The organism is Streptomyces sp. NPDC002309 (assembly GCF_053593375.1).
In genome coordinates this window covers 72,070-97,980 of the sequence record NZ_JBSFCI010000005.1, presented here as the reverse complement: position 1 = coordinate 97,980, position 25,911 = coordinate 72,070, and the positions used below count along the sequence as shown (strand labels likewise).

Sequence of the window (25,911 nt, the reverse complement as noted above, 5' to 3'; positions counted from 1 at the left end):
CACCACCCGGCCGCGCCCGAGCGGTGCCTCGCAGTCAGTGGGTCCCCGTAGGATGGACGGCATGGCCAAGACCACTACGACGACCCAGGGGCTGCGTGCGGCGATCGAGCGCAGCGGCTACTACCCGGCACTCGTGGCCGAGGCGGTGGAGGCCGCTGTGGGTGGCGAGCCCATCCGGTCGTACCTGGTCCACCAGGAGACGACGTTCGACCAGAACGAGGTGCGGCGGCATGTGACCGTGCTCGTGCTGACCGACCACCGCTTCATCGTCAGCCACACCGATGAGCAGGCCGCCGACAGCACCTCGCCGGCGCCGTACGCCACGACCTCGACGGAGTCGGTGAAGCTCGACCGGATCTCCTCGGTCGTGGTCAGCCGCGTCGTCGCGAACCCCGAGTCGTACACGCCGGGCACCCTCCCGCGCGAGGTGGTGCTGACCATCGGCTGGGGTGCCGTCTCCCGCATCGACCTGGAGCCCGCCGCCTGCGGCGACCCCAACTGCGAGGCCGACCACGGCTACACGGGCAGCTCGACCGCGGACGACCTCAGCCTGCGCGTGAGCGAGGCCGGGGACGGCCCGGAGACGGTCCGCCAGGCGCTGGTCTTCGCGCAGGCCATCTCCGAGGCGACCGCGGACCCCACGCGCTGATGGCTCAGCCCGCCGCTTGGGAACACCCCGAGCCCCTCGCAGTCGAGTCCGCCCCGCGCCCCGAGTACGGCACGGGCTCGCTCGCCGACCTCCTGCCGACCCTGGCCGCCGGCATGGGCGTACCCGGCATGACCGCGGCGATCACCGAGCTCACTCCCGCGGACCGGGTCTGCGTGTTCCTGATCGACGGGCTCGGCTGGGAACAGGTGAAGGCACACCCGCAGGAGGCGCCCTTTTTGACCTCGCTGCTCCCCTCCTCGCGCGGCGGCACGGGCCGTCCCCTCACCACCGGCTACCCGGCGACCACCGCGACCTCCCTGGCCTCCGTCGGCACCGGCCTCCCGCCGGGCGCGCACGGCCTGCCCGGCTACACCGCACGCAACCCGGACACCGGCGAGCTGATGAACCAGCTCCGCTGGCACCCCTGGACCCCGCCGGCCGTCTGGCAGCCCTATCCCACGGTCTTCGAGCTGGCCGAGCGCGCCGGGGTGCACGCCGCGCAGGTCTCGTCGCCCGCCTTCCAGAACACCCCGCTGACGAAGGTCGCGCTCAGCGGAGGAACGTTCCACGGGCGGCTGACCGGTGAGGAGCGCATGGACCTCGCCGCCGAGCAGCTCGCCGCCGGCGACCGCAGTCTCGTCTACACGTACTACGCCGAACTCGACGGCGCGGGTCACCGCTACGGCGTCGCCTCCGACACCTGGGTCGGTCAGCTCATGCACGTCGACCGCCTGGTCCAGCGCCTGGCCGAGCAACTGCCGCCGCGCAGCGCGCTCTACGTCACCGCCGACCACGGCATGGTCGACGTGCCCTTCGACGAGCAGCACCGCATCGACTTCGACGAGGACTGGGAGCTGAGCGCGGGCGTCGCCCTGCTCGGCGGCGAGGGCCGCGCCCGGCACGTGTACGCGGTGCCGGGCGCCGGCAACGACGTACTGACCTGCTGGCGCGAGGTGCTCGGCGAGCAGTTCTGGGTGGCCTCGCGGGACGAGGCGATCGCGGCGGGCTGGTTCGGGCCGCACATCGACGACCGGGTGTACGCGCGCATCGGCGACGTGGTCGCGGCCGCCTGCGACGACGTGCTGCTCATCGCCTCCCAGCGGGAGCCCAAGGAGTCCCTGATGGTGGGCAACCACGGCTCGATGACCCCTGCCGAGCAGCTGGTCCCGCTGTTCGAAGTACGTTCCTGACCCCCACCCCGACCTCTTGCCGAAAGGTGTTCGACTTCCCATGCCCGAGCTGGTGTTCTTCTCCGGAACGATGGACTGCGGGAAGTCGACACTGGCTCTCCAGATCGAGCACAACCGTTCCACGCGCGGACTGCAGGGCGTGATCTTCACCCGTGACGACCGCGCCGGCGAGGGCAAGCTGTCCTCCCGGCTCGGCCTGGTCACGGACGCGGTCGAGGTCGCCGACGGCATGGACCTGTACGCCTACATCGTGGACCGGCTCTCGCAGGGCGGGCGCGCGGACTACGTGATCGCGGACGAGGCGCAGTTCCTGGCGCCGGAGCAGATCGACCAACTCGCGCGCGTGGTCGACGACCTGGGCCTGGACGTCTACGCCTTCGGCATCACGACCGACTTCCGCACCAAGCTCTTCCCGGGCTCCCAGCGGCTGGTGGAGCTGGCCGACAGGGTGGAGGTGCTCCAGGTCGAGGCCCTGTGCTGGTGCGGCGCCCGGGCCACGCACAACGCCCGCACGGTCGGCGGTCAGATGGTCGTCGAGGGTGCCCAGGTGGTCGTCGGCGATGTCAACCAGGCGGACACCGTCGGCTACGAGGTGCTGTGTCGCCGGCATCACCGGCGCCGTATGACGGCCGCCTCCGCGCACGCGGCGCCACTGTCGCCCGACGTGCTGCCCATCACTTCGGCCTGACGAGGGTCCCCGGCCCCTCGCCGACCGCGTCTTGTGGGGCGGGCGCCCGGAAGCACCCGCGCCAGGCGGGCTCGACGTTCAGCCCATACGCAGTCACGCACCCGGCGGGGCGCCCGACGACCGCCCCGCCGCGTGCGCCCGCCCCGACCGCACGCGGCGGGCGCACACGGCGGGCGCACCACTCAGCGCCAGCCGAGCCCGGGTGCCACGTGGGTGAGGATGCTCTCCAGCACATGGACGTTGTAGTCGACGCCGAGCTGGTTCGGGACGGTCAGCAGCAGGGTGTCCGCGGCCTGGATCGCCTCGTCCTCCTGGAGCTGCTTCACCAGCACGTCCGGCTCGGCGGCGTACGAGCGGCCGAAGATCGCCTTGGTCGTGTCGTCGATCCTGCCGATCTGGTCCCGCGAGTTGCGGTCATGGCCGAAGTAGGCCCGGTCGACGTCGTCGGTCAGGGCGAAGATGCTGCGGCTGACCGACACCCGCGGCTCGCGCGCGTGGCCTGCCGCCTTGAACGCCTCCTTGTACGCCTCGATCTGCTTGCGCTGCTGGACGTGCAGCGGCTCACCCGTCTCGTCGTTCTTCAGCGTGGAACTCTGCAGGTTCATCCCCAGCTTCGCCGCCCAGACCGCGGTCGCGTTGGAGCCGGACCCCCACCAGATCCGTTCGCGCAGCCCCTCGGAGTGCGGCTCGATGCGCAGCAGCCCCGGCGGGTTGGGGAACATCGGCCGCGGGTTGGGCTCGGCGAAGCCCTCGCCGTCGAGCACCTTGAGGAAGGCCTCGGTGTGCCGGCGGGCCATGTCCGTCCCGGTCTCGCCCTCGGCGGGGACGTAACCGAAGTGGCGCCAGCCGTCGATCACCTGCTCCGGTGACCCACGGCTGACGCCGAGCTGCAGTCGGCCGCCCGAGATGAGGTCGGCGGCACCGGCGTCCTCGGCCATGTACATCGGGTTCTCATAGCGCATGTCGATCACGCCGGTGCCGATCTCGATCTTCGAGGTCCGTGCACCGATGGCCGAGAGCAGCGGGAACGGGCCGGCCGCCTGCCGCGCGAAGTGGTGTACGCGGAAGTACGCACCGTCCACCCCGATTTCCTCGGCCGCGACCGCCAGGTCGATGGACTGGTGCAGGAAGTCCGCCGCGGACCGCGTCTGGGAGTGCGGACTCGGCGACCAGTGGCCGAACGAGAGAAAACCAATCTTCTTCATGCGCGCGGAAAGCGTCCGGCGACCCCTGCTTATTCCCGCCATCGGTACGCGGTGACCAGGCCCGACCGGCCGGGCGGCCGTCGGGACGCCCCCGCCCCCGGCCACTGCCGCGACCACCCCGCCGACGCCCCACGCGGACGCGGATCACACCGGACGCCCACGCGTCACGCGCGCCGGCAGAGGGCTCCGGGGTCGGCCTGAGCCGCGCGCCGGCGTCAGCGCCGGCTCTGGATCAGGGCGAAGCGCGCGCCTTCGGGGTCGGTCACGGTGGCCACCCGCCCGTGCGCGCTCTCGCGCGCCGGTTTGAGGACATGGCCGCCCAGTCCCGTGACATGGTGCAGCGCCTCGTCCGTGTCGTCGACCTCGAAGTACGTCAGCCAGTGCGGGCCCCGGTCCCGGGGGAGCGCCGTGCCCATGCCGTGGATGCCGGCGACCGGGCGGCCGTCGAGGTGCAGGGTGAGGTAGTCGATGTCGGCGGAGACGACCGGTTCCGGCTCGTGGCCGAAGACGCTGCCGTAGAACTTGGCGATGCGCTCCGACTCGAACGTCAGCAGCTCGTGCCAGGCCGGGGTCCCCGGCAACCCCGCGATGCCGATGCCGTGATGGGCCGCCGCCTGCCAGACGCCGAAAACGGCTCCCGAGGGGTCCGAGCAGATGGCGAGCCGCCCGGCGTCCTCCGCGTCGAGGGGGCCCACGCCGACCGTGCCGCCGCACAGCCGGATCGTCTCGGCGCTCCGGCCGATGTCGTCGGAGGCCAGGTACGGCGTCCAGGCGACGGGGAGATGCCGGTCCGGCGGCAGCCGCCCGATGCCCGCCACCTCGCGGCCGTCGAGCAGAGCCCGCACATAGGGGCCGAGCTGCCGCGGCCCGGGGCGGAACTCCCAGCCGAACAGGGTCCCGTAGAACTCCTCGGTCGCGGCCAGACCGTGCACCATCAGGCTCACCCAGCAGGGTGCGCCGGGCGTGCACCGGGCGTGCGCCTCGCCCTCGCGGTCGGCCGACCCCCGTGCCTCGGTCATCGTCACTCTCCCCTCGGCCCCTCGCGGTGGCCGCGTCGCTTCCGCTCTCGGACCCCCGTGCCCGATGCTCGCACCGCCCTCGCTGTCCCGCTCTCCGGGCGCACCGCCGCATTCCGCTCCACGCCCGGCAGTTGTCCGGTCTGCGGTTGCTTGTTCGTTTCCGGGGGATTGCTCTCGGATGTCGATCGGCTCTACCGCTTGTGCTCGATCCCGTACGCCTGGTGATCGAGTGCGTCCGGCCGAGCAGAGTAGCCGGGCCTGGACGATGAGGCCACCCCGTGCGCAAGGATGGTGACCATGAACGCCATCATCACCGCATCCGAACTCGCGAGCGACCTGGCGGGAACCCGTCCCCCCGTCCTGCTCGACGTCCGCTGGCAGCTGAGCGTCGCAAAGGCGGCCGGTCAGCAGCCGTTCGACGGCCGCACCGAGTACGCCGCCGGGCACATCCCCGGCGCGGTCTACGTCGATCTGGACCGCGAGCTGGCCTCCGCCGCAGGCGCTCACGGGCGCCACCCGCTGCCTGACCTCGCGCGGTTCGGCGCGGCGATGCGCCGTGCGGGTGTGTCCTCGGGACGCCGGGTCGTCGTGTACGACGGCGGCCAGGGCTGGGCCGCGGCCCGCGCCTGGTGGCTGTTGCGCTGGACGGGTCACCCGGACGTACGGGTCCTGGACGGGGGGTTGCACGCCTGGGAAGGCGCGCTGTCGGCCGCGCTGCCGGTGCCGACGGAGGGCGACTTCCGGCCGGAGCCCGGCGCCGAAGGACTTCTCGACGCGGACGCGGCCGCGGCGTTGGCCCGTTCGGGTGTACTGCTCGACGCGCGGGCGGCGGAGCGCTACCGGGGCGACGTGGAACCGATCGATCCGGTGGGTGGGCACATTCCCGGGGCGGTGTCGGCGCCGACGAACGAGAACGTGGGGGCGGACGGCCGCTTTCTGCCCGCGGGTGAGCTACGGGCGCGCTTCGACGCGCTGGGGGCGCGCGACGGGGAACAGGTGGGCGTCTACTGCGGTTCCGGTGTCTCCGGGGCGCACGAGGTGCTGGCGCTGGCCGTGGCGGGGATCCCGGCGGCGCTCTACGTGGGGTCGTGGTCGGAGTGGTCCTCGGACCCGTCGCGGCCGGTGGCGGTGGGCCCGGATCCGCAGTGACGCGGGCTCGCGCGGGGGCGGGGCGGTCCGCTCACCCGTACGCCGAGGGCCCGCACCCCGATCGTCGCGGTGCGGGCCCTCGTGCTTCGGGCTGTTCCGGGGACTACTCCTGCTTCTTGCGCCGTGTCCCGAACACGATCTCGTCCCAGCTGGGAACCGCCGCTCTGCGTCCCGGGCGGACGCCGTCGGCCTCGGCCTGGCGGTCGGTGGCGCCGACGAGGCGGTCACGGTGGCTGCCGACGGAGCGCGGCATGAGGACGTCCGCGTAGGCGGAACCCGCCGAGGCCGCGGGCGCCGGAGGCTCCTCCGCCTCGGGCTCGGCGACGGGTTCCTCCACCGGCTCGGGCGCCGGTCGCTCCGGGACCACCAGGTCGCCCCGGAAGCTCGGCACCGCCTCCAGCAGACTGGTCAGCGAGTCCCGCTCGCTCACGCCCTCCTCGCCCGGCTCGGCCGGGGACGGCGGCAGGCCCGGCCGCTCCCGTTCGAGGGGCCGCTCCAGCGTGCGCTCGCGCGGCAGCCGTGCGATGCGCGGGACGAACGGGAAGCTGGGCTCGGGCGCACCGAGGTCGTCGGCCTCGCCGATCAGCGAGCGGGCCTCGTCGTCGACGGCCTGCACGAGCCGCCGGGGCGGGTCGTACGTCCAGCTCGCCGAGTGCGGTTCGCCCGCGACGACGTAGACGAGCAGCACTTCCCAGGTGCCGTCGTCACGGCGCCAGGAGTCCCACTGCACGGTGTCCCTGTCGGCGCCGCGCAGCACCAGCCGCTCCTGCACGGCCTCGCCGAGCAGCGGGCCGGAGTTCTCGCCGGGGCGGCGGACCGGGGTCTTGCGGGCCCGCTCGGCCATGAAGGCGCGCTCGGCCAGCACGGGGCCTTCGAAGCGACGCACGCGGTCGACGGGGATGCCCGCCATGTGGGCGACCTCTTCCGCGCTCGCGCCCGCGCGTATCCGCGCCTGGATGTCTCGGGGGCGGAGATGGCTCTCCACCTCGATCTCGATCTGGCCGAGACGGGGACGGTCGCCGCGCACGGCGGCGCGGAGCCGCTCATCGATCGGAAGCGTGTACTCCGTGCTGTCCGCAGCCTTCAGCACCAGCCGTGTGCCGTCATTGGAGACGGCCACGACACGCAGTTCGGGCATGGGGACCTCCCGGGTGGTGCCTGCCGACGTCACGTGCGTCGCTGCTTCCGCTAGTCGAGTGTGGCCTGCCCGGGTGCAGCCTGCCACAACCTTGCCGAGTTGCCCGGCGTGTCGGGCGCGGGCCCTGCGACGCCGTTATGACACGGTTACCTTTTCGCAACGCTAAGTGACCAACTCCGTCACCCTGTGCAACGAGCCCCTTCTCGGCGGTCCTTCGAAGTCGCGGACGCCCAGGCTGGAGACCGGACCCAGGGCTCGCAACAGTACTCCATTCGGACCACGTGCGTGGATTGGCGCGCCGCTCAACTTCTCGTGAGGGGCGCTACTTCGCCACCGCCGACGGGCTTGCGCGATCACGCGCGTGGCGTACTTCACGGAATCCCCGGATGCGGAACTGCCGCTTTCGGCCGTACGTCCCCCTCTCGCACACCTGGCCGTTCAAGTGCGGTAAAGGCATGTAGCGCGCCGGAATGCGCGAAAGGCCCGATGCCGTACTGGAGTCGAGCGCCGTGGAGGAGGCGAAGCGGAAGCGGAGCGATCTGAGCGTGCCTCAGGTCGCGGACAGTGCCTCGACCGTGGTGGTGGCCGTCGGACCCGCCCCGTACTTCGGGGTGTACGGCACCATCCTGGGCGCGGGTCTCGTCAGCGTCGTCGCCACCTGCGGTGGTTCGGTGCTCCAGTACTTCTTCGCGCGGACCGGCGAGCAGTTCCGCGACGCCGCGGTGCCGGCCCTTGATCCGGGGGCTGCTCCGGTTGCGCGACAAGTGCCATGCGCTCCACGGGAGTTCACGGAGGCCGCGATCCATTGTGCGCGGGCCGGAGGCCCGGAGCGTTCGTTGCCGACGGCGGTGGGTCGTCGCCGGACTCCCGCGAGGGCCGGGCCCCCGGCGGTTCCGGGGGCCTCGACTCCGGTTCCGGCGGGGACGGTTCGGCACCCGCCCCGTCCGGTACCCCTCCGCCACCCCGGACGACGGCGCCTCGTCCCGTGGCGGCGACGCCGACACCACGGGCAGTTCGGCGCCGCCTCCCGCACCGGACGAGAGCGGTCCGGGGGAACCGGACACCGGCGAGGAACCGGCGGCCGCCCCCGCGCCCGGCGCGTCCGCTACGGACCCAGCACCCTCCGCAGGTAGTCGTTCTGGAACCGCCGGTCCGGATCCAGCCGGTCCCGCAGCGCCGTGAACTCCCCGAAGCGCGGATAGACCCCGGCGAAGTACTCGGCGTCCCGGGTGTGCACCTTGCCCCAGTGCGGTCGTCCCGCGTGTGCGGTGAAGATCCGTTCCGCGGCCGTGAAGTACGCCTGATGAGGGGTGCCCTGGAACATGTGGACGGCGATGTACGCGGTGTCCCGTCCCGACGCCGTGGACAGGGTGATGTCGTCCGCCGGGGCGGTGCGCACCTCGACGGGGAAGCTGATCCGCATCCGGGACCGGTCGACCGTCGCCTTCAGTTCGCGCAGCGCCTCCACGACGGCCTCGCGCGGGAGGGCGTACTCCATCTCCACGAAACGCACCCGGCGCGGGGAGGTGAAGACCTTGTACGGGATGTCCGTGTAGGTGCGCGCGGAGAGGGCCTTGCTGGAGACCCGGGCGATCGGCGGGATGGTCGCCGGGGCCGCGCGGCCGACCCAGTTGGCCACCTGGAAGACGCCGTTGGAGAGGAACTCGTCCTCGAACCAGCCCTTGACCTGCCCCACAGGGCGTTCCGGGCCGGCGCTGCGGTTGTTGCGCTTGGTGTTGGCGTTCCCGGTGTGCGGGAACCAGTAGAACTCGAAGTGCTCGTTCTCGGCCCAGAGTTCGTCGAAGGAACTCGTCACCCGGTCGAAGGTCATCGGCTCCTCGCGCGCGGTGAGCAGGAAGATCGGCTCGACGGCGAAGGTGATCGCGGTGACGACGCCCAGGGCGCCGAGGCCGATCCGGGCGGCCGCGAGCACGTCCGGATTCAGCTTCTCGGAACAGGTGAGCACGGAGCCGTCGGCGGTGACCAGCTCCAGGCCCCGGATCTGGGCGGCGATCGAGGCGGAGTCGCGGCCGGTGCCATGGGTGCCGGTACTGGTGGCCCCCGAGACCGTCTGCTCCATGATGTCGCCCATGTTCGTGAGCGACAGCCCCTCGCGCGCGAGGGCGAGGTTGAGTCTCTTGAGCGGAGTACCGGCCTCGACCGTGACGGTCCCGGCCTCCCGGTCGATATCGCGAATGCCGGTCAACAGTTGAGGCCGGATCAACACCCCGTCCGTGGCCGCTATGGACGTGAAGGAGTGCCCGGTGCCGACGGCCTTCACGGTGAGGCCTTCCTCGGCCGCCCGCCGCACCGCCTCGCTCAGCTCCTCCACGGAGGCGGGCGTGACCTCCCGTGCCGGGCGGGCGGCGACATTGCCGCCCCAGTTACGCCACGTGCCGTTCTTCCCGCTCGCTGTGCTGCTCAACGGTGCCTCCCCGACCCGGAGCCGGCCGCTTGAGCCGGCGGTACCCGAGGAAACCGACCGCGACCGCGACGGCTCCGGACACCGCCGGAACCCCGTACCCGGCGCGCGCACCGGCGGCGTCGATCACCCAGCCGGCCACGGAGGAGCCGAGCGCGACCCCCACCGCGAGCCCGGTGCTCACCCAGGTCATGCCCTCGGTCAGTTGCGCGCGTGGTACGTGCTCTTCGATCAGGGACATCGTCGTGATCATCGTGGGAGCGATGGACAGACCCGCGACGAAGAGCGCCACGGCCAGAAACGGCAAGTTCCCGACCAGTAGGAGGGGGATCATACTCACGGCCATCGCGCACACACCCAGCAGCCACCGGGGTTCCGGCGCTCCCTTGAAGTGCAGGAGCCCGAAAACGGCACCCGCCACACAGGAGCCCAGCGCATAGACCGCGAGTACGACGCTGGCCGCCGCCTTGTGGCCCTGTTCGTCGGCGAAGGCCACGGTGACCACGTCCACCGACCCGAAGATCGCGCCGGTGGCCGCGAAGGTGCTCACCAGGACCTGGAGACCGGGGGAGCGCAGCGCGGAGCCGCCGCCGCGCCGCTCGCGCGGGTGCGGGGCGGGCTCGGTGGCGCGTTGCGCGGTCAGCCAGAAGACGCCGGCGGCCAGGAAGCAGGCCGCCAGCAGCGGCCCGGCCTCCGGGAACCACGCGGTGGACAGGCCGATCGAGATGATCGGCCCGAAGATGAAGCAGACCTCGTCCACCACGGACTCGAAGGAGTACGCGGTGTGCAGTCGCGGGGTGCCCCGGTACAGGGCCGCCCAGCGGGCCCGGATCATCGCGCCGACGCTCGGCACGCACCCGATGCCCACGCACGACACGAACAGCACCCAGTCCGGCCACCGGTAGTGGGCGGCGAGCAGCAGCACGGCGCCCGCGACCAGCGCCAGCAGGGTCGCGGGGCGCAGCACCCGCCGCTGCCCGTACTGGTCGACCAGCCGCGAGACCTGGGGGCCCGCGACCGCCGCCGACAGCGCGATGGTCGCGGAGAGGGCGCCCGCCATCCCGTAGCGCCCGGTGAGCTGGGAGATCATCGTGACCACGCCGATGCCCATCATCGACAGGGGCATCCGGCCCAGGAACCCCGCAGCGGAGAAGCCCTTGGAGCCGGGGGCGTCGAAGAGGGCGCGGTAAGGGCTGGGCACTGGGTCTCCGGGCGGCTCGGAAGGAACGGCGAACGACCGATACCGCCGCAGGGGGCGCGGCACGGCTTGTATGGGTGGGTAAGGCGTGAAGTCGGCGGATACAGCTTACGAGTTAGGTGACCCTAACGCACCCGGGGGTATGGCCCCACACCCGAGCACCACCCTGCTGTCGCCGCTCCGCCGGTGCCGGGTGGCAGGATCGGAGGCATGCCAGACGCGCTCGATGCCACCCCGTACGACGCCCTGCTCCTGCTCTCGTTCGGCGGCCCGGAGGGGCCGGAGGACGTGGTCCCGTTCCTGGAGAACGTGACGCGTGGGCGCGGCATCCCCAAGGAACGCCTCAAGGAGGTCGGCCGGCACTACTTCCTGTTCGGCGGGGTCAGCCCGATCAACGAACAGAACCGCGCCCTGCTGGACGCGCTGCGCAAGGAGTTCGCGGACCACGGGCTGGACCTGCCGGTGTACTGGGGCAACCGCAACTGGGCGCCGTACCTCACGGACACCCTGCGCGACATGGTCCGCGACGGCCGCCGCCGCGTCCTCGTCCTCGCCACCAGCGCCTACGCCTCGTACTCGGGCTGCCGCCAGTACCGCGAGAACCTCGCCGACTCGCTGGCCGCCCTCCAGGCCGAGGGCCTGGACCTGCCGGAGATCGACAAGCTGCGGCACTACTTCAACCACCCCGGCTTCGTGGAACCCATGGTGGACGGTGTGCTCCAGGCGCTCGCCTCCCTGCCCGAGGACGTCCGCGACGGCGCGCAGCTGGCGTTCACGACCCACTCCATCCCCCTGTCGGCCGCCGACGCCTCCGGCCCGGTCGAGGAGCACGGGGACGGCGGGGCCTACGTCCGCCAGCACCTGGACGTGGCCGGGCTGATCGCCGACGCCGTACGCGAGCGGACCGGCGTCGACCACCCCTGGCAGCTCGTCTACCAGTCGCGGTCCGGTGCCCCCCACATCCCGTGGCTGGAGCCCGACATCTGCGACCACCTGGAGGAGCGGCACGCGGCGGGCGTCCCCGCGGTCGTGATGGTGCCGATCGGCTTCGTCTCCGACCACATGGAGGTGCTCTACGACCTCGACACGGAGGCCAAGGCCAAGGCCGAGGAACTGGGCCTGGCGGTGCGCCGTTCGGCCACAGTCGGCGACGACCCGAGGTTCGCCGCCGCGATCCGCGACCTCGTCCAGGAGCGGGCCGCGGCCGAGCGTGGTCAGGAGGTCACGCCGTGCGCCCTGGGCGCCCTGGGGGCGAGTCACGACCTCTGCCCGGTGGGGTGCTGCCCGGCCCGCGCCCCGCGTCCCGCCGCCGCGGGCGCCGACAGTCCCTACGCATGAGGAGCGACGTGACCGACGCCCACCACCTGGAACTGCTCGCGCTCGCCCGGGAGGCCGCCCGCCGTGCCGGGGAGCTGCTGCGTGACGGCCGCCCGGCCGACCTCGCGGTGGCCGCCACGAAGTCCAGTCCGATCGACGTGGTGACCGAGATGGACATCGCGGCGGAGAAGCTGATCACCGATCTGATCTCAGCCCACCGCCCCGACGACGGCGTCCTCGGCGAGGAGGGCGCCTCCAGCGAGGGCAGCAGCGGTGTCCGCTGGGTGATCGACCCGCTCGACGGCACGGTGAACTACCTCTACGGCCTCCCCACCTGGGCCGTCTCCGTCGCGGCGGAGCGGGACGGCGAGACCGTCGCCGCGGTGGTCGCGGCACCGATGCGCGGTGAGACGTACCACGCGGTGCGCGGCGGTGGGGCCTGGGCGACGGGAGCCTGGGACGGCGAGCGCAGGCTGGCCTGCCGGCCGTCCGCGCCCCTGGACCAGGCGCTGGTCTCCACCGGCTTCAACTACGTCACCACCGTCCGCACCCGGCAGGCCGAGGTCGCCCGGAAGCTGATCCCATTGGTCCGGGACATCCGGCGCAGCGGTTCCGCCGCCGTCGACCTCTGCGATGTCGCCGCGGGCCGCCTCGACGGCTACTACGAGCGCGGACTGAACGCCTGGGACTACGCGGCGGGCGACCTCATCGCCCGGGAGGCGGGCGCCCTGACCGGGGGGCGGCCCTCAGAGCGCCTGTCACGCGAGCTGACGGTCGCGGGCACCCCGGGCGTCTTCGAGCCCCTCCAGCGGCTCCTGGAGGAGTTCGGCGCCTGGCACGACTGAGGGACCGGGGCAGGGCCGGGCGCCGCCCGCCCGGGCCCGGCACAGCACGACGGCGGGCCCCCGGCGCTGGACTCGCCGGGGGCCCGCCGTCGTGCCGGATCAGACGCCGGTCGCGACTTCCACACCGTGTTCGGCGGCGAGACGACGCAGGTCGTCGAGCTCGCCCTGCTCCACGTCGACGAGGAAGTCGTCGCCTTCGTCCCGGGCCCGCGTCAGGTCGGACTCGGTCGTCCTTATGCGCTGCAGAAGTCCTGCGGTGAATGCGTCCATGCTGCGCCCCCTCGTCCTGGGTCGTGGGTCGATGGCACGGGGGTGTGCCGTTCGGAAGGGGCGATCACGTCTGGCATGAGTGCCCGGCGCTGCCTCGCCGGGCGGCGACGGTGCCGGACACCCACGCCCACTCTGCGGAAGCGGACCGATGACTGCCGCGTGGTGCTGCGGCACGAGCAGAGCGTGATCGCGGGGTGTAATGCGTCCTCCCCCCGGTCCCTCCCCCAGAAACCTCAGCCGGAGGAGAAAATCTCGTATTCCCGGATCGGGCCCCGGTTTCCGCGCGTTCCCGCGGGAGCCGCCGACAGGATCGCCGGTGGCGGCCCCCCGGATCGCCGCTGCCGCCGCTTCCCCGCCTTACTGCCGACTTATGGCCGAAAAGGGCAGGATGGAGGTCCACACACCCCCGAAGCCCCTGCTCGCGTGCGCCCGCCGGCGCTCCGTGGGCGGACACAGGAAGGACAGCCACGTGCGCGTACTCGTCGTCGAGGACGAGCAGTTGCTCGCCGATGCGGTGGCCACCGGACTGCGCCGGGAGGCCATGGCCGTCGACGTCGTGTACGACGGTGCGGCCGCCCTGGAGCGCATCGGCGTCAACGACTACGACGTGGTCGTCCTCGACCGCGATCTCCCGCTGGTGCACGGCGACGACGTCTGCCGCAGGATCGTCGAGCTCGGCATGCCCACGCGCGTGCTGATGCTCACGGCGTCGGGCGACGTCAGCGACCGGGTGGAGGGCCTGGAGATCGGCGCCGACGACTACCTGCCCAAGCCGTTCGCGTTCAGCGAGCTGACCGCACGCGTGCGTGCCCTGGGCCGCCGGACCAGCGTGCCGCTGCCGCCGGTCCTGGAGCGCGCCGGGATCAAGCTGGACCCGAACCGCCGCGAGGTCTTCCGGGACGGCAAGGAGGTGCAGCTCGCGCCGAAGGAGTTCGCGGTCCTGGAGGTTCTCATGCGCAGCGAGGGGGCGGTCGTCTCGGCCGAGCAGCTCCTGGAGAAGGCCTGGGACGAGAACACCGACCCCTTCACCAACGTGGTGCGTGTGACCGTCATGACCCTGCGCCGCAAGCTGGGCGAACCGCCCGTCATCGTGACCGTGCCCGGCTCCGGCTACCGGATCTGACCGGCGGTGGCCGCGCACCCCGCGCCTCCCCAGGCGCCCCCGAAGCCCACCTGGGACCCCAGGAAGGCGGCCCCGCCGTTCCCCCTCCTGCGGCCGACCATCCGGATAAGGCTCACGCTGCTCTACGGCGGCATGTTCCTGATCGCCGGCATCATGCTGTTGTCGATCTTCTACCTGTTCGCCGCGAACGCCATGAACGTCGGCAGTGACCTGCCGTTCAAGATCCTCTCCGGCCAGGTGGCCAGCGAGACCTGCAACTTCCCCGGTTCGCCGACGGCGGCCGAGCTCAACCAGGCCATGAACGCCTGCGTCAACGAGCAGCGCCAGCACGCCCTGGACAACCTGCTCAGCCGTTCCCTGCTCGCCCTCCTCGGCCTCGCCGTGATCGCCTTCGCCTTCGGCTACGCGATGGCGGGCCGCGTGCTGTCGCCCCTGGGCCGGATCACCCGCACCGCGCGCGCGGTCGCCGGGTCGGACCTGTCCCGGCGGATCGAGCTGGACGGCCCGGACGACGAGCTCAAGGAGCTGGCCGACACCTTCGACGACATGCTGGAGCGGCTCCAGCGGGCCTTCACCGCCCAGCAGCGCTTCGTGGGCAACGCCTCCCACGAGCTCAGGACGCCTCTCGCGATCAACCGCACGCTCCTCGAGGTCCACCTCTCCGACCCGGGGGCGCCCGTGGAGCTCCAGCAGCTGGGCAAGACCCTGCTGGCCACCAACGAGCGCAGCGAGCGGCTCGTGGAGGGTCTGCTGCTGCTCGCCCGCAGCGACAACCAGATCGTCGAGCGGGGGCCCGTGGACCTCGCCGAGGTCGCCTCGCAGGCCATCGACCAGGTGCATGCCGAGGCGGACGCCAAGGGCGTGCAGATGCGCGGCACCCGCGAGCCCGCGGTCGTGCAGGGCAACGGCATCCTGCTGGAGCGGATCGCCCTGAACCTGGTGCAGAACGCGGTGCGGTACAACGTCCCCGAGGGCGGCTGGGTCGAGGTCACCACCGAGATCCAGCACGGTCAGGCCGTCATGGTCGTCGCGAACACCGGGCCGGTGGTCCCGGCGTACGAGGTCGACAACCTCTTCGAGCCCTTCCGCAGGCTGCGCACGGAGCGCACCGGCAGCGACAAGGGCGTCGGCCTCGGCCTGTCGATCGTCCGGTCCGTGGCCCGGGCGCACGGCGGGCACATCGCGGCTCGTCCCCGGGAGGGAGGTGGTCTCGTGATGCGCGTCACGTTCCCGATCTGAGATTCGACGACACACCCGAGCTTGTTCGCTTTGCGCGGAATTTTTGGGGCACTCGTCGAGGGGTCCTTTGTGCGATCGATCACAAAGGCGATATTCCGGCCATCTACTTTCCGTGATCATGAGAGTCCCGTAAAGCCCGGAAAATCCGGGTTTTCCAGGGCCCTGATCACGGGAAGTACACGATGGGACCCCTTTGAAGTGCGACATTAGGACCGTGTACGGTCCCGATCGCCATCCAAGCCGATCACTCACGAGGAGTTCGGTTGGGTGTCGATTGAGTAACAGACCTTGATGTGAGGCAAAATCTCCGCCTCAGGTCGGGCACAAGTCCGGCCTCTCACGCGTTACGTGCGCTGGAGACACCGCAGACACCCGGAGGGGGAGAGCGACATGGCAACCGACTACGACACCCCACGCAAGACCGACGACGACGTCGACTCGGACAGCCTTGAGGAACTGAAGGCCCGGCGGAACGACAAGTCCGCCTCGGCCGTCGACGTCGACGAGTTCGAGGCCGCAGAGGGCCTCGAACTCCCCGGCGCAGACCTCTCGAACGAGGAACTGGCGGTCCGCGTACTGCCCAAGCAACAGGACGAGTTCACCTGCATGAGCTGCTTCCTGGTGCACCACCGCAGCCAGCTGGCCAGGGAGAAGAACGGTCAGCCGATCTGCCGCGACTGCGACTGAGGAGGGGTCGGCCGTGACCGGCTCGACCCCACCTCGGAAGCGCCGCTTCCCCTGGGGAGCGGACTCGGGGCCGTACGACGGCCCTCACGGCGCGCGTGACGACGAGCGAGGCTCTTCCGGTGCGGGACACGTCCCCACCGGGTCGGCCTCGCTCGAACCGGCCGGTGACCGGGCTGACCTCCCGGTGCCGGCCCAGGGCCCCGCACCCGCCGCCCGGCGACGGGCGGCGGTGATCCGGGACAGAGCCCGGGACCTGGCGAAGGACGGTGTCCGCAAGGGCGGCCGGCACGCCAGGGCCGGCCTCGGTCTCCTCGCCGACCGGCTCATCGAGATCGCCCCGCGGATCCCCGTACGGGACCTCGCGACGCTGCGCGCGCAGTTCCCGGGGCTCGGTCCCGAGCAGCTCGCGGACAAGCTCGTCGCGGGCGCGGCGAACGCCTCGGCGACGGTCGGGGCGGGTGTGGGAGCGGCGGCGATGCTGCCCATTCCGCCCGCGATGCCCACGGAGCTGGCCGCGGAGATCACCGGGGTCGCCGCGATCGAGCTGAAGCTGATCGCCGAGCTCCACGAGGTCTACGGCGTGCGGCCGGTGGGCGGCCTGAAGGACCGCAGCGGCGCCTATCTGAAGTCGTGGTCCGAGGAACGCGGCATCGACCCCATGAAGCCGAACACGGTCAACGCCGCTCTCGGCGGGCAGATGAAGCGCGAGCTGCGCCAGCAGATCATGAAGCGCATGGTGCGCAACCTGCCGAACCTGATGCCGTTCATGGTGGGCGCCGCGGTCGGCGCGGTCATGAACCGGCGCGACACGAAGAAACTCGCCGCCCGCATCAGGGCGGACCTGCGCAAGACGCAGGTGCCCTGGGACGACCTGACGGAGCTGCCGCGTCTGGAGCGGCCCGCGGACGCGTTGCCGATGGAGAACGGCCGGTACAAGGACCCAGGGCGCTGAGAGGCCCCTCAGGGGCCGTCCCGGCCGTCCCTGGCCCGTCTAGGCCGCGGCGGCGGCCTCGCGCGCCGTCCTGATCGCCTCCGCCAGCCTCAGCGGCTCGCGGGTCGACAGATACAGATACGGCGTGCGGTCGGCGGGGTCGCTGACCTCGACCCGCAGGGCCGTGGGGACGTAGGCGCGCAGCAGCATGAAGGCGCGGGTGTCGGCCTTGTACGTACGCCAGGCCCGGGCCTCCTCCTGGTCGAGGATCTCCGCGTCCCCCAGTGCCGTGACCGGGATCTTCGCCTCGCCCGCGATCAGCGCACCGCCGACCACGCGGATGCGGACCGAGCCGTACGAACTCGCCGCCACCGCGGCGACGGCCGTCCCGCCGACCAGACCGCCCAGCATCGGCAGCGTGCCGAAGGGCAGCAGGATCAGCGCGAACGAGGCCCCGACCAGGAAGCTGATCAGCCACCAGGAGCGGGGCGCGGTGAGGCGTTCTTCGTAAGAGGCGGCGGAGGGCTGCATGCCGTCAAGCTTGGCACGGTGCCCGCGCACCACCAGGATCAGGGGTCGGCGCGTGGCGCTGTCAGGCGGGGCGGTGGTGGGAGACGGGCGGGCGGGTAAGGTCTGCGGCTGTGAGTGGTACATCCCCGGCTCTGACGCCTCCGACCGACGCGACGAAGCCTGTGCGGCACGCCGACGCCCCCGCCCCCGGTGAGCTCCTCGGCGCGCACTACGGCCAGTGCTTCGGCTGCGGCGGAGAGCAGCCTCACGGACTGCATCTGGAGGCACGGGCCGGCGAAGGGGTGTCGATCACCGCGGAGTTCACCGTTCGGCCCGAACACCAAGGCGCTCCCGGCCTCGCGCACGGCGGGGTGCTCGCGACCGCGCTGGACGAGACCCTCGGTTCGCTGAACTGGCTGCTGCGCACCATCGCCGTGACCGGCCGGCTGGAGTCCGACTTCGTGCGGCCCGTGCCGGTGGGTGCCACGCTGCATCTCGCGGCCGAGGTGACCGCGGTGGCCGGACGGAAGATCTACTCCTCCGCCACCGGACGCATAGGCGCCCCCGACGGCCCGGTCGCCGTCCGCGCCGACGCCCTCTTCGTCGAGGTCAAGGTCGATCACTTCATCGACCACGGCCGCGAGGAGGAGATCCACGCAGCCATGAACGACCCCGACCAGACCAGGCGCGCCCGCGCCTTCGAGGTGAACCCGTGACCCGCGATCCCGTGAACGTGCTGATCAGGCGCGTCGATGCGGACGTACCGCTTCCGGGCTACGCGCACCCCGGTGACGCGGGAGCCGATCTGCGTACCACCGAGGCCCGTGTACTGGCGCCCGGCGAGCGGGCCGTACTGCCCACCGGGGTGTCTGTCGCGCTGCCCGAGGGGTACGCGGCCTTCGTGCACCCCCGGTCCGGTCTGGCCGCCCGCTGCGGCGTCGCCCTGGTGAATGCCCCGGGGACGGTTGATGCCGGGTACCGTGGGGAGATCAAGGTGATCGTGGTGAATCTCGACCCGCGCGAGAGCGTGCGGTTCGAGCGCTTCGACCGGATTGCCCAACTGGTCGTCCAGCAGGTCGAGAGGGTCCGCTTCCAAGAGGTCGCGGAGCTTCCCGGCTCGGTGCGGGCCGAGGGGGGCTTCGGGTCCACCGGCGGCCATGCCGCGGTGGGCGACGAGAGCGGCACAAACGGTCATGCCGCCGTCGGCGGCATGGCGGGTGGGAATCGATACGCTTCGGTCGTATCCGACCGGGAAGGACAGTGACGTGTTCGGACGTCGCAACAAGAAGGGTGCCGCCGAGGACGCGGCCGGCGAGGCCGAGCAGGTCGTCGACAGCGTCGAAACCGAGGCGGACGAAGAGGTCGGGCGCGAGCGGGTGCGGCTGGAGCCGGAGCCGCGGCCCGACGGACCGTGGGACAGCACCGAGGTCCGGGACCCCGCCGAGGGCCGGGTCGACCTGGGCGGGCTGCTGGTGCCGGGAGTCGACGGCATGGAGCTGCGGGTGGAGGTCGCGGGCGACGCGATCGTCGCGGCGACGGTGGTCCTGCGGGACAGCGCCGTCCAGCTCCAGGCGTTCGCCGCGCCCAAGCGCGAGGGCATCTGGGTCGAGGTGCGCGAGGAGATCGCCGGCGGCATCACGCAGCAGGGCGGCATCGTCGACGAGGTCGAGGGCCCGCTCGGCTGGGAGCTGCGGGCCCAGGTGCCCGTACAGCTGCCGGACGGCACGAGCGGCTTCCAGGTCGTCCGGTTCGTCGGAGTGGACGGGCCCCGCTGGTTCCTGCGCGGTGTGATCTCGGGCCAGGGCGCGGTGCAGCCGCAGGCGGCCGGGCTGCTGGAGAACATCTTCCGGGACACGGTCGTGGTCCGCGGCGAGGGCCCGATGGCCCCCCGTGACCCCATCGTCCTCAAGCTGCCGAACGACGCGCAGATGGTCCCCGAGGGCGTCCAGCAGGACGACCAGGGCAACTCGCGCTTCTCCGGCGGCATGGGGCAGCTCCAGCGCGGACCGGAGATCACCGAGGTCCGCTGAGACGGAACGACATGGCCAGGGCCGCATCCCGACGGGGTGCGGCCCTCGCCATGTCGTCCTTTCGCCGTACCTCCGGATCGCCTCTACGGCTCGTGTCCGGCGCGTCAGGGTTGCGTCAAGGGCGTCCCCCGACCGCCCAGTCGTCCCTTTTGTCCAGAACGTTGGCCGTAAGGTCGACGCTGCGTACGCAGTATTTTGTGAAAGACGGACAATGAGGCCATGGGACGCGGCAAGCTACGGATCCACCTCGGTGCGGCACCGGGAGTGGGCAAGACGTACGCCATGTTGTCCGAGGCTCATCGCCGTCTGGAGCGGGGCACGGACTGCGTGGTGGCCTTCGTCGAGCACCATGACAGGCCACGGACCGAGGTGATGCTGCACGGCCTGGAGCAGATCCCGCGCAGGCGGCTGGAGTACCGCGGCGGGTCCTTCACCGAGATGGACGTGGACGCCGTCCTGGCCCGCCACCCGCAGGTCGCGCTGGTCGACGAGCTCGCCCACACGAACGTCCCGGGCTCGCGCAACGCCAAGCGCTGGCAGGACGTCGAGGAACTGCTCACGGCGGGCGTCGACGTGGTGTCGACCGTCAACATCCAGCATCTGGAGTCGCTGGGTGACGTGGTGGAGTCGATCACGGGGGTGCGGCAGCAGGAGACGGTGCCGGACGAGGTGGTGCGACGGGCGGACCAGATCGAGCTCGTCGACATGTCGCCGCAGGCGCTGCGCCGTCGTATGGCGCACGGCAACGTCTACCAGCCCGACAAGGTGGACGCTGCCCTGTCGAACTACTTCCGGCCGGGGAACCTCACCGCGCTGCGCGAGCTGGCGCTGCTGTGGGTGGCGGACCGGGTCGACGAGTACCTGAAGCAGTACCGCAACGAGCACCGGGTGTCGAAGATCTGGGGTTCGCGGGAGCGGATCGTGGTGGGGCTGACCGGCGGTCCGGAGGGGCGGACCCTGATCCGTCGGGCGGCGCGGCTGGCCGAGAAGGGCGCCGGGGGCGAGGTGCTGGCCGTCTACATAGCGCGCAGCGACGGGCTCACGGCCGCCTCGCCCAAGGAGCTGGCGGTGCAGCGGACACTCGCGGAGGACCTGGGCGGGACGTTTCACCATGTCGTCGGGGACGACATACCGGCCGCGCTTCTGGACTTCGCAAGGGGTGTGAACGCCACACAGATCGTGCTGGGCTCCTCGCGGCGCAAGACCTGGCAGTACGTGTTCGGCCCGGGCGTCGGCGCGACCGTGGCCCGCGAGTCCGGACCCGACCTGGACGTGCACATCGTGACGCACGACGAGGCGGGCAAGGGACGGGGACTGCCCGTCGCCCGCGGCGCGCGGCTGGGCCGGGCGCGGATCCTCTGGGGCTGGGCCGTCGGCCTCGCCGGTCCGGCGGTCCTCGCGGTGGTGCTGAACAGCGTCGACCTCGGCCTCGCCAACAACGTGCTGCTGTTCCTGGCGCTGACGGTGGCCGCCGCGCTGCTCGGCGGGCTGCTCCCGGCACTCGGTGCGGCGGCCTTCGGATCGTTTCTGCTGAACTACTTCTTCACCCCGCCCCTGCACCGGCTGATCATCTCCGACTCCAGGGACATCGTCGCCTTGGTCATCTTCGTGGCCGTCGCGGTGTCGGTGGCGTCGGTGGTGGACCTCGCGGCCCGGCGCACCCACCAGGCGGCCCGCTTGCGGGCGGAGTCGGAGATCCTTTCCTTCCTCGCGGGCAACGTGCTGCGCGGCGAGACCAGCCTGGAGGCCCTGCTGGAGCGGGTGCGCGAGACCTTCGGCATGGATTCGGCCGCCCTCCTGGAGCGCCAGAGCGACGTCGAGCCGTGGACCTGCGTAAGCCGCGCCGGCGTCGGCGGGCCGGTGGAGCGCCCGGAGGACGCGGACGTGGACATGCCCGTCGGGGACCATATGGCGCTGGCCCTGACCGGCAGGGTCCTGCCTGCCGAGGACCGCCGGGTGCTGGCCGCGTTCGCCGCCCAGGCCGTGGTCGCCCTCGACCGCCGCCGGCTCCAGGAGGAGGCCGACCGGGCGCGCGCCCTGGCCGAGGGCAACCGCATCCGCACGGCGCTGCTGGCCGCCGTCAGCCATGACCTGCGCACCCCCCTGGCCGCGATCAAGGCGGCCGTCTCCAGTCTGCGGTCGGATGACGTGGCGTGGTCCGATGAGGACGAGGCGGAGCTCCTCGAAGCCATCGAGGAGGGCGCCGACCGGCTCGACCACCTGGTCGGCAACCTGCTCGACATGTCCCGCCTGCAGACCGGCACGGTCACACCGATCCTGCGCGAGATCGACCTCGACGAGGTCGTGCCGATGGCGCTGGGCGGCGTACCCGAGGACAGCGTGACGCTGGACGTGCCCGAGGCCCTGCCGATGGTCCGGGTGGACGCCGGGCTGCTGGAGCGGGCGGTGGCGAACGTCGTGGAGAACGCCGTCAAGTACAGCCCGGACGGCACCCCCGTGCTGGTCGCCGCCAGTGCCATCGCCGACCGTGTCGAGCTGCGCGTCGTGGATCGGGGCCCCGGTGTGCCGGACGAGGTGAAGGAACGCATCTTCGAGCCCTTCCAGCGCTACGGTGACGCCCCGCGCGGGACCGGGATCGGTCTCGGCCTCGCGGTCGCCCGCGGTTTCGCGGAGGCGATGGACGGCACCCTGAACGCCGAGGACACACCCGGCGGCGGCCTCACCATGGTCCTCTCCCTGCGCGCGGGGGCGCGCCCCGAGTCCCTCTCCGTACGTTCAGAAAGGCAGGTCTCATGGTGAGTTCCACTGGGGGTGCCCCCCAGACCCCCAGAGTCCTCGTGGTCGACGACGAGCCGCAGATCGTGCGTGCTCTGGTGATCAACCTCAGGGCACGCAAGTACGAGGTCGACGCGGCCCACGACGGGGCGTCCGCCCTTCAGCTCGCCGCCGCACGCCACCCCGACGTCGTCGTCCTCGACCTGGGGCTGCCCGACATGGACGGCGTCGAGGTGATCAGAGGGCTGCGCGGCTGGACGCGGGTGCCGATCATCGTGCTCTCGGCCCGGCACTCCTCCGACGAGAAGGTCGAGGCGCTCGACGCGGGCGCCGACGACTACGTCACCAAGCCGTTCGGCATGGACGAGCTGCTCGCCCGGCTGCGGGCCGCCGTGCGCCGTGCCGAGCCCGCCGGGCCCGGTGAGGACGAGGTGATCGTGGAGACCGACGAGTTCACCGTCGACCTCGCCGCGAAGAAGGTCAACCGCGGGGGCCGGGACGTACGGCTGACGCCCACGGAGTGGCATCTGCTGGAGGTGCTGGTGCGCAACACCGGCCGCCTGGTCAGCCAGAAGCAGCTGCTCCAGGAGGTGTGGGGGCCGTCGTACGGCACGGAGACGAACTATCTGCGCGTGTACATGGCACAGCTGCGGAGGAAGCTCGAGGCAGACCCGTCGCACCCGAAGCACTTCATGACGGAGCCGGGGATGGGCTACCGCTTCGAGAAATGAGCCGGCTCCCGAGCCGGGCCGGGAGGCAGGCACGCGTCGGGGCCGTGCCCCTCGGTTCGGGCGGTCGCACCGGGGTAGGTGACTGGGGGTACGTTGCTGTCAGTCACCCCGGTAGGCTTCAGACATGAGTGCTGTTCCTCGTTCCGACAAGCCGGTGGGCCGGTTCCGGCGCATGCTCGACCGGCTCTCCTCTTCGCAGGAGGACCTGGAGTCCGAGGAGCTGCGGGAGGACACCGAGACCGCGGGCTGTACGCGCATCGGCGACTGTCACGACCGCGAGATAGTCACCGTTACTGGTACCTTGCGCACGGTCACGCTGCGTCCGCGCGCGGGAGTCCCGGCTCTGGAGGCCGAGCTGTTCGACGGCTCGGCCGCACTGGACGTCGTGTGGCTCGGCCGGCGTTCCATCGTCGGAATAGAACCGGGGCGCAAGCTGATCGCATCGGGCCGGATCTCGATGAGCCGGGGCCGCCGGGTGCTGTTCAACCCCAAGTACGAACTGAGACCCCTCGGACGGGAGTAGCCGGTGACGTCGCTCGACAAGCCGACTGAACACACCGAAGACACGGAGCACGAAGCCAGGGCAGTGACGGAGGCCGCGCTGTTCGAGGCCTTCGGCGGCGTGCGGGGCATGATCGAGACGGTGCTGCCGGGTCTCCTCTTCGTGACCATCTTCACGATCAACAAGGATCTGCACCTCTCGGCGCTCGCCGCGCTGGGTGTCTCCGTGCTGCTCGTGGTCGTCCGTCTCGCGACGAAGGACACGGTCAAGCACGCCTTCAGCGGTGTCTTCGGCGTGGCCTTCGGTGTCGTCTTCGCGATGATGACCGGCAACGCCAAGGACTTCTATCTGCCCGGCATGCTCTACACGCTGGGCCTGTCGCTCGCGTACATCATCACGACGCTGGCGGGCGTGCCGCTGATCGGTCTGATGCTCGGCCCGGTCTTCAAGGAGAACCTCTCCTGGCGCACCCGGAACCCGGGCCGCAAGAAGGCGTACGCCAAGGCCAGCTGGGCCTGGGGTCTGATCCTGCTCGCCAAGTGCGCGATCCTCTTCCCGCTGTACTGGTGGGCCGACACCACGCAGCTCGGCTGGGTACTCGTCTCGCTGAAGATCCCGCCCTTCCTGCTGGCGGTATGGCTGACCTGGGTCTTCCTTGCCAAGGCGCCGCCGCCCATCGACGTCTTCGCCGAGATGGAGGCGGAGGAGAAGCGCCGTGAGGCGGAGGCGCGGTCCGGCGAGTAGACCTCCGGCGGTCGGGCGGGGGTGCTGCCGACGCCCTCCGTCGACGGTGGGACAGGGTCTGCGCTCTGGTGGCCCGGCTGGGTCGGGCTGGAAGACTGGACGAGTGAGGGCGCCCCGCGGGTTGCGGGGCGCCCTCGTCGTCGTGGCGTGGGGGCTGCGTCGCGGCAGCCACGGCAGTAGGCGACTGCCGTGTCAGGCCTTAGTCCGCCGGGTGCTCGCGGCGGACCGACAACAGGTCCTCCAGCTGCTCCTCACGGGCCTGCGCGGCCACGAAGAGCAGTTCGTCGCCCGCCTCCAGGGAGTCCTCTCGGGAGGGGGTGAGGACGCGGGTGCCGCGGATGATCGTGACCAGGGACGTGTCCTCGGGCCACTCCACGTCGCCGACCTGTGTGCCGGCCAGGGCCGACTCCTCCGGCAGCGTCAGCTCGACGAGGTTGGCGTCGCCGTGGCTGAACCGCAGCAGGCGGACCAGGTCCCCGACGCTGACCGCCTCCTCGACCAGGGCTGACATCAGGCGAGGTGTGGAGACGGCGACATCGACGCCCCAGGACTCGTTGAACAGCCACTCGTTCTTGGGATTGTTGACGCGGGCGACGACGCGTGGGACGCCGTACTCCGTCTTGGCCAGCAGGGAGACGACCAGGTTCACCTTGTCGTCGCCCGTCGCGGCGATCACGACGTTGCAGCGCTGGAGCGCCGCCTCGTCCAGGGACGTGATCTCGCAGGCGTCGGCCAGCAGCCACTCGGCCTGCGGGACGCGCTCGACCGAGATGGCGGTCGGCGCCTTGTCGACGAGCAGTACCTCGTGGCCGTTCTCCAGCAGCTCACCGGCGATCGACCGGCCGACCGCACCGGCTCCGGCAATGGCGACGCGCATCAGTGACCGCCCTCCGACTCGGGTCCCTCGGCGAACGACGCCTCGACCTTCTCGACATCGTCGCTGCGCATCATCACGTGCACGAGGTCGCCCTCCTGAAGCACGGTCTGCGAGGTGGGCAGTATGGCCTCACCGAGCCGGGTGAGGAACGCCACACGGACACCCGTCTCCTCCTGCAGCTTGCTGATCTTGTGGCCGACCCAGGCGCTGGAGGCGTGCACCTCGGCGAGCTGGACGCCACCGGTGGGGTCGCGCCACAGCGGCTCGGAGCCGGACGGCAGCAACCGTCGCAGCATCTGGTCCGCCGTCCAGCGGACCGTGGCGACCGTCGGGATGCCGAGGCGCTGGTAGACCTCGGCGCGGCGGGGGTCGTAGATGCGGGCGGCGACGTTCTCGACACCGAACATCTCGCGGGCCACCCGGGCGGCGATGATGTTGGAGTTGTCGCCGCTGGAGACCGCGGCGAAGGCGCCCGCCTCCTCGATGCCGGCCTCGCGCAGGGTGTCCTGGTCGAAGCCGACACCGGTGACCCTGCGGCCACCGAAAGAGGAGCCCAGTCGTCGGAAGGCGGTGGGGTCCTGGTCGATCACGGCGACCGTGTGCCCCTGTTGCTCCAGGGTCTGGGCGAGAGCGGAACCCACTCTGCCGCAGCCCATGATGACGATGTGCACGACCGTCCTTCCGAGGTCAGGGATGTTGACTTGGCTTGGA

At 71.5% G+C, this 25,911-nt stretch carries 26 protein-coding genes; 17 read left to right on the top strand and 9 right to left on the bottom strand.

Annotated features, from left to right (window positions below):
- Window positions 1-52 precede the first annotated feature (52 nt).
- The 3 genes from ACWCPM_RS06465 to ACWCPM_RS06455 are packed head-to-tail and all read left to right on the top strand — an operon-like array spanning window position 53 to window position 2,527.
- On the top strand, window positions 53-649 hold the full coding sequence (locus tag ACWCPM_RS06465) for a DUF5998 family protein (RefSeq protein WP_450975089.1): 597 nt from the start codon (window positions 53-55) through the stop codon (window positions 647-649).
- Window positions 649-1,839, top strand: a complete 1,191-nt coding sequence (locus ACWCPM_RS06460; RefSeq protein WP_450974993.1) for an alkaline phosphatase family protein — start codon at window positions 649-651, stop codon at window positions 1,837-1,839. The genes ACWCPM_RS06465 and ACWCPM_RS06460 overlap by 1 nt, the downstream gene beginning before the upstream one ends.
- A 40-nt stretch (window positions 1,840-1,879) precedes the next feature.
- Window positions 1,880-2,527, top strand: a complete 648-nt coding sequence (locus ACWCPM_RS06455) for a thymidine kinase (protein ID WP_450974992.1) — start codon at window positions 1,880-1,882, stop codon at window positions 2,525-2,527.
- A gap of 182 nt (window positions 2,528-2,709) precedes the next feature.
- Here ACWCPM_RS06455 and ACWCPM_RS06450 read toward each other — a convergent pair whose 3' ends face one another.
- Together ACWCPM_RS06450 and ACWCPM_RS06445 are read right to left on the bottom strand one after the other, a co-directional pair.
- The gene (locus ACWCPM_RS06450; RefSeq protein WP_450974991.1) at window positions 2,710-3,732 is read right to left on the bottom strand and encodes an LLM class flavin-dependent oxidoreductase; all 1,023 of its coding nucleotides are present in this window, start codon (window positions 3,730-3,732) and stop codon (window positions 2,710-2,712) included.
- A 215-nt stretch (window positions 3,733-3,947) separates the two neighbouring features.
- On the bottom strand, window positions 3,948-4,751 hold the full coding sequence (locus tag ACWCPM_RS06445) for a VOC family protein (protein ID WP_450974990.1): 804 nt from the start codon (window positions 4,749-4,751) through the stop codon (window positions 3,948-3,950).
- Window positions 4,752-5,048: 297 nt separating this feature from the next.
- Between ACWCPM_RS06445 and ACWCPM_RS06440 the strand changes: the two genes are divergently transcribed.
- Window positions 5,049-5,900 (top strand): sulfurtransferase, encoded by an 852-nt coding sequence (locus tag ACWCPM_RS06440; protein ID WP_450974989.1) that lies wholly within the window; start codon window positions 5,049-5,051, stop codon window positions 5,898-5,900.
- Between the two features lie 103 nt (window positions 5,901-6,003).
- Here ACWCPM_RS06440 and sepH read toward each other — a convergent pair whose 3' ends face one another.
- From sepH to ACWCPM_RS06425, 3 genes are all read right to left on the bottom strand, one after another.
- Window positions 6,004-7,038: a septation protein SepH gene (gene sepH / locus ACWCPM_RS06435; RefSeq protein ID WP_450974988.1), complete on the bottom strand. Its 1,035-nt coding sequence runs from the start codon at window positions 7,036-7,038 to the stop codon at window positions 6,004-6,006.
- 1,105 nt (window positions 7,039-8,143) lie between these two features.
- Window positions 8,144-9,463: a D-arabinono-1,4-lactone oxidase gene (locus ACWCPM_RS06430; RefSeq protein ID WP_450974987.1), complete on the bottom strand. Its 1,320-nt coding sequence runs from the start codon at window positions 9,461-9,463 to the stop codon at window positions 8,144-8,146.
- A complete protein-coding gene (locus ACWCPM_RS06425) occupies window positions 9,423-10,661 on the bottom strand; it encodes an MFS transporter (RefSeq protein ID WP_450974986.1) in 1,239 nt (412 codons plus the stop codon). Before ACWCPM_RS06425 ends, ACWCPM_RS06430 begins: the two co-directional genes overlap by 41 nt.
- Before the next feature lie 207 nt (window positions 10,662-10,868).
- On the opposite strand from ACWCPM_RS06425, the gene ACWCPM_RS06420 reads away from it, so the two are divergent.
- Together ACWCPM_RS06420 and ACWCPM_RS06415 are read left to right on the top strand one after the other, a co-directional pair.
- Window positions 10,869-11,996: a ferrochelatase gene (locus tag ACWCPM_RS06420; RefSeq protein WP_450974985.1), complete on the top strand. Its 1,128-nt coding sequence runs from the start codon at window positions 10,869-10,871 to the stop codon at window positions 11,994-11,996.
- Window positions 11,997-12,004: 8 nt separating this feature from the next.
- A complete protein-coding gene (locus ACWCPM_RS06415) occupies window positions 12,005-12,820 on the top strand; it encodes an inositol monophosphatase family protein (RefSeq protein WP_450975088.1) in 816 nt (271 codons plus the stop codon).
- 99 nt (window positions 12,821-12,919) lie between these two features.
- Here ACWCPM_RS06415 and ACWCPM_RS06410 read toward each other — a convergent pair whose 3' ends face one another.
- Window positions 12,920-13,090, bottom strand: a complete 171-nt coding sequence (locus ACWCPM_RS06410) for a hypothetical protein (RefSeq protein WP_450974984.1) — start codon at window positions 13,088-13,090, stop codon at window positions 12,920-12,922.
- A 469-nt stretch (window positions 13,091-13,559) separates the two neighbouring features.
- On the opposite strand from ACWCPM_RS06410, the gene ACWCPM_RS06405 reads away from it, so the two are divergent.
- From ACWCPM_RS06405 to ACWCPM_RS06390, 4 genes are all read left to right on the top strand, one after another.
- Window positions 13,560-14,213 (top strand): response regulator transcription factor, encoded by a 654-nt coding sequence (locus ACWCPM_RS06405; RefSeq protein ID WP_009191109.1) that lies wholly within the window; start codon window positions 13,560-13,562, stop codon window positions 14,211-14,213.
- 6 nt (window positions 14,214-14,219) lie between these two features.
- A complete protein-coding gene (locus ACWCPM_RS06400; protein ID WP_450974983.1) occupies window positions 14,220-15,452 on the top strand; it encodes a sensor histidine kinase in 1,233 nt (410 codons plus the stop codon).
- Window positions 15,453-15,842: 390 nt separating this feature from the next.
- Window positions 15,843-16,139, top strand: coding sequence for a DUF4193 domain-containing protein (locus ACWCPM_RS06395; RefSeq protein WP_003993510.1), 297 nt, complete (start codon window positions 15,843-15,845; stop codon window positions 16,137-16,139).
- 13 nt (window positions 16,140-16,152) lie between these two features.
- Entirely contained in the window at window positions 16,153-17,091 is a 939-nt protein-coding gene (locus tag ACWCPM_RS06390; protein ID WP_450974982.1) for a hypothetical protein, read from the top strand.
- 39 nt (window positions 17,092-17,130) lie between these two features.
- On the opposite strand, the gene ACWCPM_RS06385 is transcribed toward ACWCPM_RS06390, so the two are convergent.
- Window positions 17,131-17,601: a DUF3093 domain-containing protein gene (locus tag ACWCPM_RS06385; protein ID WP_450974981.1), complete on the bottom strand. Its 471-nt coding sequence runs from the start codon at window positions 17,599-17,601 to the stop codon at window positions 17,131-17,133.
- A 110-nt stretch (window positions 17,602-17,711) separates the two neighbouring features.
- Between ACWCPM_RS06385 and ACWCPM_RS06380 the strand changes: the two genes are divergently transcribed.
- The 7 genes from ACWCPM_RS06380 (at window position 17,712) to ACWCPM_RS06350 (ending at window position 24,323) form a co-directional block, all read left to right on the top strand.
- Window positions 17,712-18,296 carry a PaaI family thioesterase gene (locus ACWCPM_RS06380; protein ID WP_450974980.1) on the top strand — a complete coding sequence of 195 codons (585 nt, stop codon included), beginning with the start codon at window positions 17,712-17,714 and terminating at the stop codon, window positions 18,294-18,296.
- On the top strand, window positions 18,293-18,844 hold the full coding sequence (gene dut / locus ACWCPM_RS06375) for a dUTP diphosphatase (protein WP_450974979.1): 552 nt from the start codon (window positions 18,293-18,295) through the stop codon (window positions 18,842-18,844). Before ACWCPM_RS06380 ends, dut begins: the two co-directional genes overlap by 4 nt.
- 1 nt (window position 18,845) lies before the next feature.
- Window positions 18,846-19,610: a DUF3710 domain-containing protein gene (locus ACWCPM_RS06370; protein WP_450974978.1), complete on the top strand. Its 765-nt coding sequence runs from the start codon at window positions 18,846-18,848 to the stop codon at window positions 19,608-19,610.
- A gap of 219 nt (window positions 19,611-19,829) precedes the next feature.
- Window positions 19,830-22,370, top strand: coding sequence for an ATP-binding protein (locus tag ACWCPM_RS06365; RefSeq protein WP_450974977.1), 2,541 nt, complete (start codon window positions 19,830-19,832; stop codon window positions 22,368-22,370).
- Complete coding sequence (locus ACWCPM_RS06360) at window positions 22,364-23,077, top strand: response regulator (protein ID WP_450974976.1); 714 nt, start codon at window positions 22,364-22,366, stop codon at window positions 23,075-23,077. Before ACWCPM_RS06365 ends, ACWCPM_RS06360 begins: the two co-directional genes overlap by 7 nt.
- A 124-nt stretch (window positions 23,078-23,201) precedes the next feature.
- Complete coding sequence (locus tag ACWCPM_RS06355) at window positions 23,202-23,600, top strand: OB-fold nucleic acid binding domain-containing protein (RefSeq protein WP_450974975.1); 399 nt, start codon at window positions 23,202-23,204, stop codon at window positions 23,598-23,600.
- 3 nt (window positions 23,601-23,603) lie between these two features.
- A complete protein-coding gene (locus tag ACWCPM_RS06350; protein WP_450974974.1) occupies window positions 23,604-24,323 on the top strand; it encodes a DUF3159 domain-containing protein in 720 nt (239 codons plus the stop codon).
- Between the two features lie 199 nt (window positions 24,324-24,522).
- On the opposite strand, the gene ACWCPM_RS06345 is transcribed toward ACWCPM_RS06350, so the two are convergent.
- Window positions 24,523-25,200, bottom strand: a complete 678-nt coding sequence (locus ACWCPM_RS06345; protein WP_450974973.1) for a potassium channel family protein — start codon at window positions 25,198-25,200, stop codon at window positions 24,523-24,525.
- Window positions 25,200-25,871 carry a potassium channel family protein gene (locus tag ACWCPM_RS06340; protein WP_450974972.1) on the bottom strand — a complete coding sequence of 224 codons (672 nt, stop codon included), beginning with the start codon at window positions 25,869-25,871 and terminating at the stop codon, window positions 25,200-25,202. The genes ACWCPM_RS06345 and ACWCPM_RS06340 overlap by 1 nt, the downstream gene beginning before the upstream one ends.
- Window positions 25,872-25,911 lie beyond the last annotated feature (40 nt).

Bases quoted from the DNA above. Each gene is read 5' to 3' on its own strand.
- ACWCPM_RS06465 (WP_450975089.1), top strand. From the start codon at position 53: ATGGACGGCATGGCCAAGACCACTACGACGACCCAGGGGCTGCGTGCG.
- ACWCPM_RS06460 (WP_450974993.1), top strand. From the start codon at position 649: ATGGCTCAGCCCGCCGCTTGGGAACACCCCGAGCCCCTCGCAGTCGAG.
- ACWCPM_RS06455 (WP_450974992.1), top strand. From the start codon at position 1,880: ATGCCCGAGCTGGTGTTCTTCTCCGGAACGATGGACTGCGGGAAGTCG.
- ACWCPM_RS06450 (WP_450974991.1), bottom strand. From the start codon at position 3,732: ATGAAGAAGATTGGTTTTCTCTCGTTCGGCCACTGGTCGCCGAGTCCG.
- ACWCPM_RS06445 (WP_450974990.1), bottom strand. From the start codon at position 4,751: ATGACCGAGGCACGGGGGTCGGCCGACCGCGAGGGCGAGGCGCACGCC.
- ACWCPM_RS06440 (WP_450974989.1), top strand. From the start codon at position 5,049: ATGAACGCCATCATCACCGCATCCGAACTCGCGAGCGACCTGGCGGGA.
- sepH (WP_450974988.1), bottom strand. From the start codon at position 7,038: ATGCCCGAACTGCGTGTCGTGGCCGTCTCCAATGACGGCACACGGCTG.
- ACWCPM_RS06420 (WP_450974985.1), top strand. From the start codon at position 10,869: ATGCCAGACGCGCTCGATGCCACCCCGTACGACGCCCTGCTCCTGCTC.
- ACWCPM_RS06410 (WP_450974984.1), bottom strand. From the start codon at position 13,090: ATGGACGCATTCACCGCAGGACTTCTGCAGCGCATAAGGACGACCGAG.
- ACWCPM_RS06395 (WP_003993510.1), top strand. From the start codon at position 15,843: ATGGCAACCGACTACGACACCCCACGCAAGACCGACGACGACGTCGAC.
- ACWCPM_RS06385 (WP_450974981.1), bottom strand. From the start codon at position 17,601: ATGCAGCCCTCCGCCGCCTCTTACGAAGAACGCCTCACCGCGCCCCGC.
- ACWCPM_RS06365 (WP_450974977.1), top strand. From the start codon at position 19,830: ATGGGACGCGGCAAGCTACGGATCCACCTCGGTGCGGCACCGGGAGTG.
- ACWCPM_RS06360 (WP_450974976.1), top strand. From the start codon at position 22,364: ATGGTGAGTTCCACTGGGGGTGCCCCCCAGACCCCCAGAGTCCTCGTG.
- ACWCPM_RS06355 (WP_450974975.1), top strand. From the start codon at position 23,202: ATGAGTGCTGTTCCTCGTTCCGACAAGCCGGTGGGCCGGTTCCGGCGC.
- ACWCPM_RS06345 (WP_450974973.1), bottom strand. From the start codon at position 25,200: ATGCGCGTCGCCATTGCCGGAGCCGGTGCGGTCGGCCGGTCGATCGCC.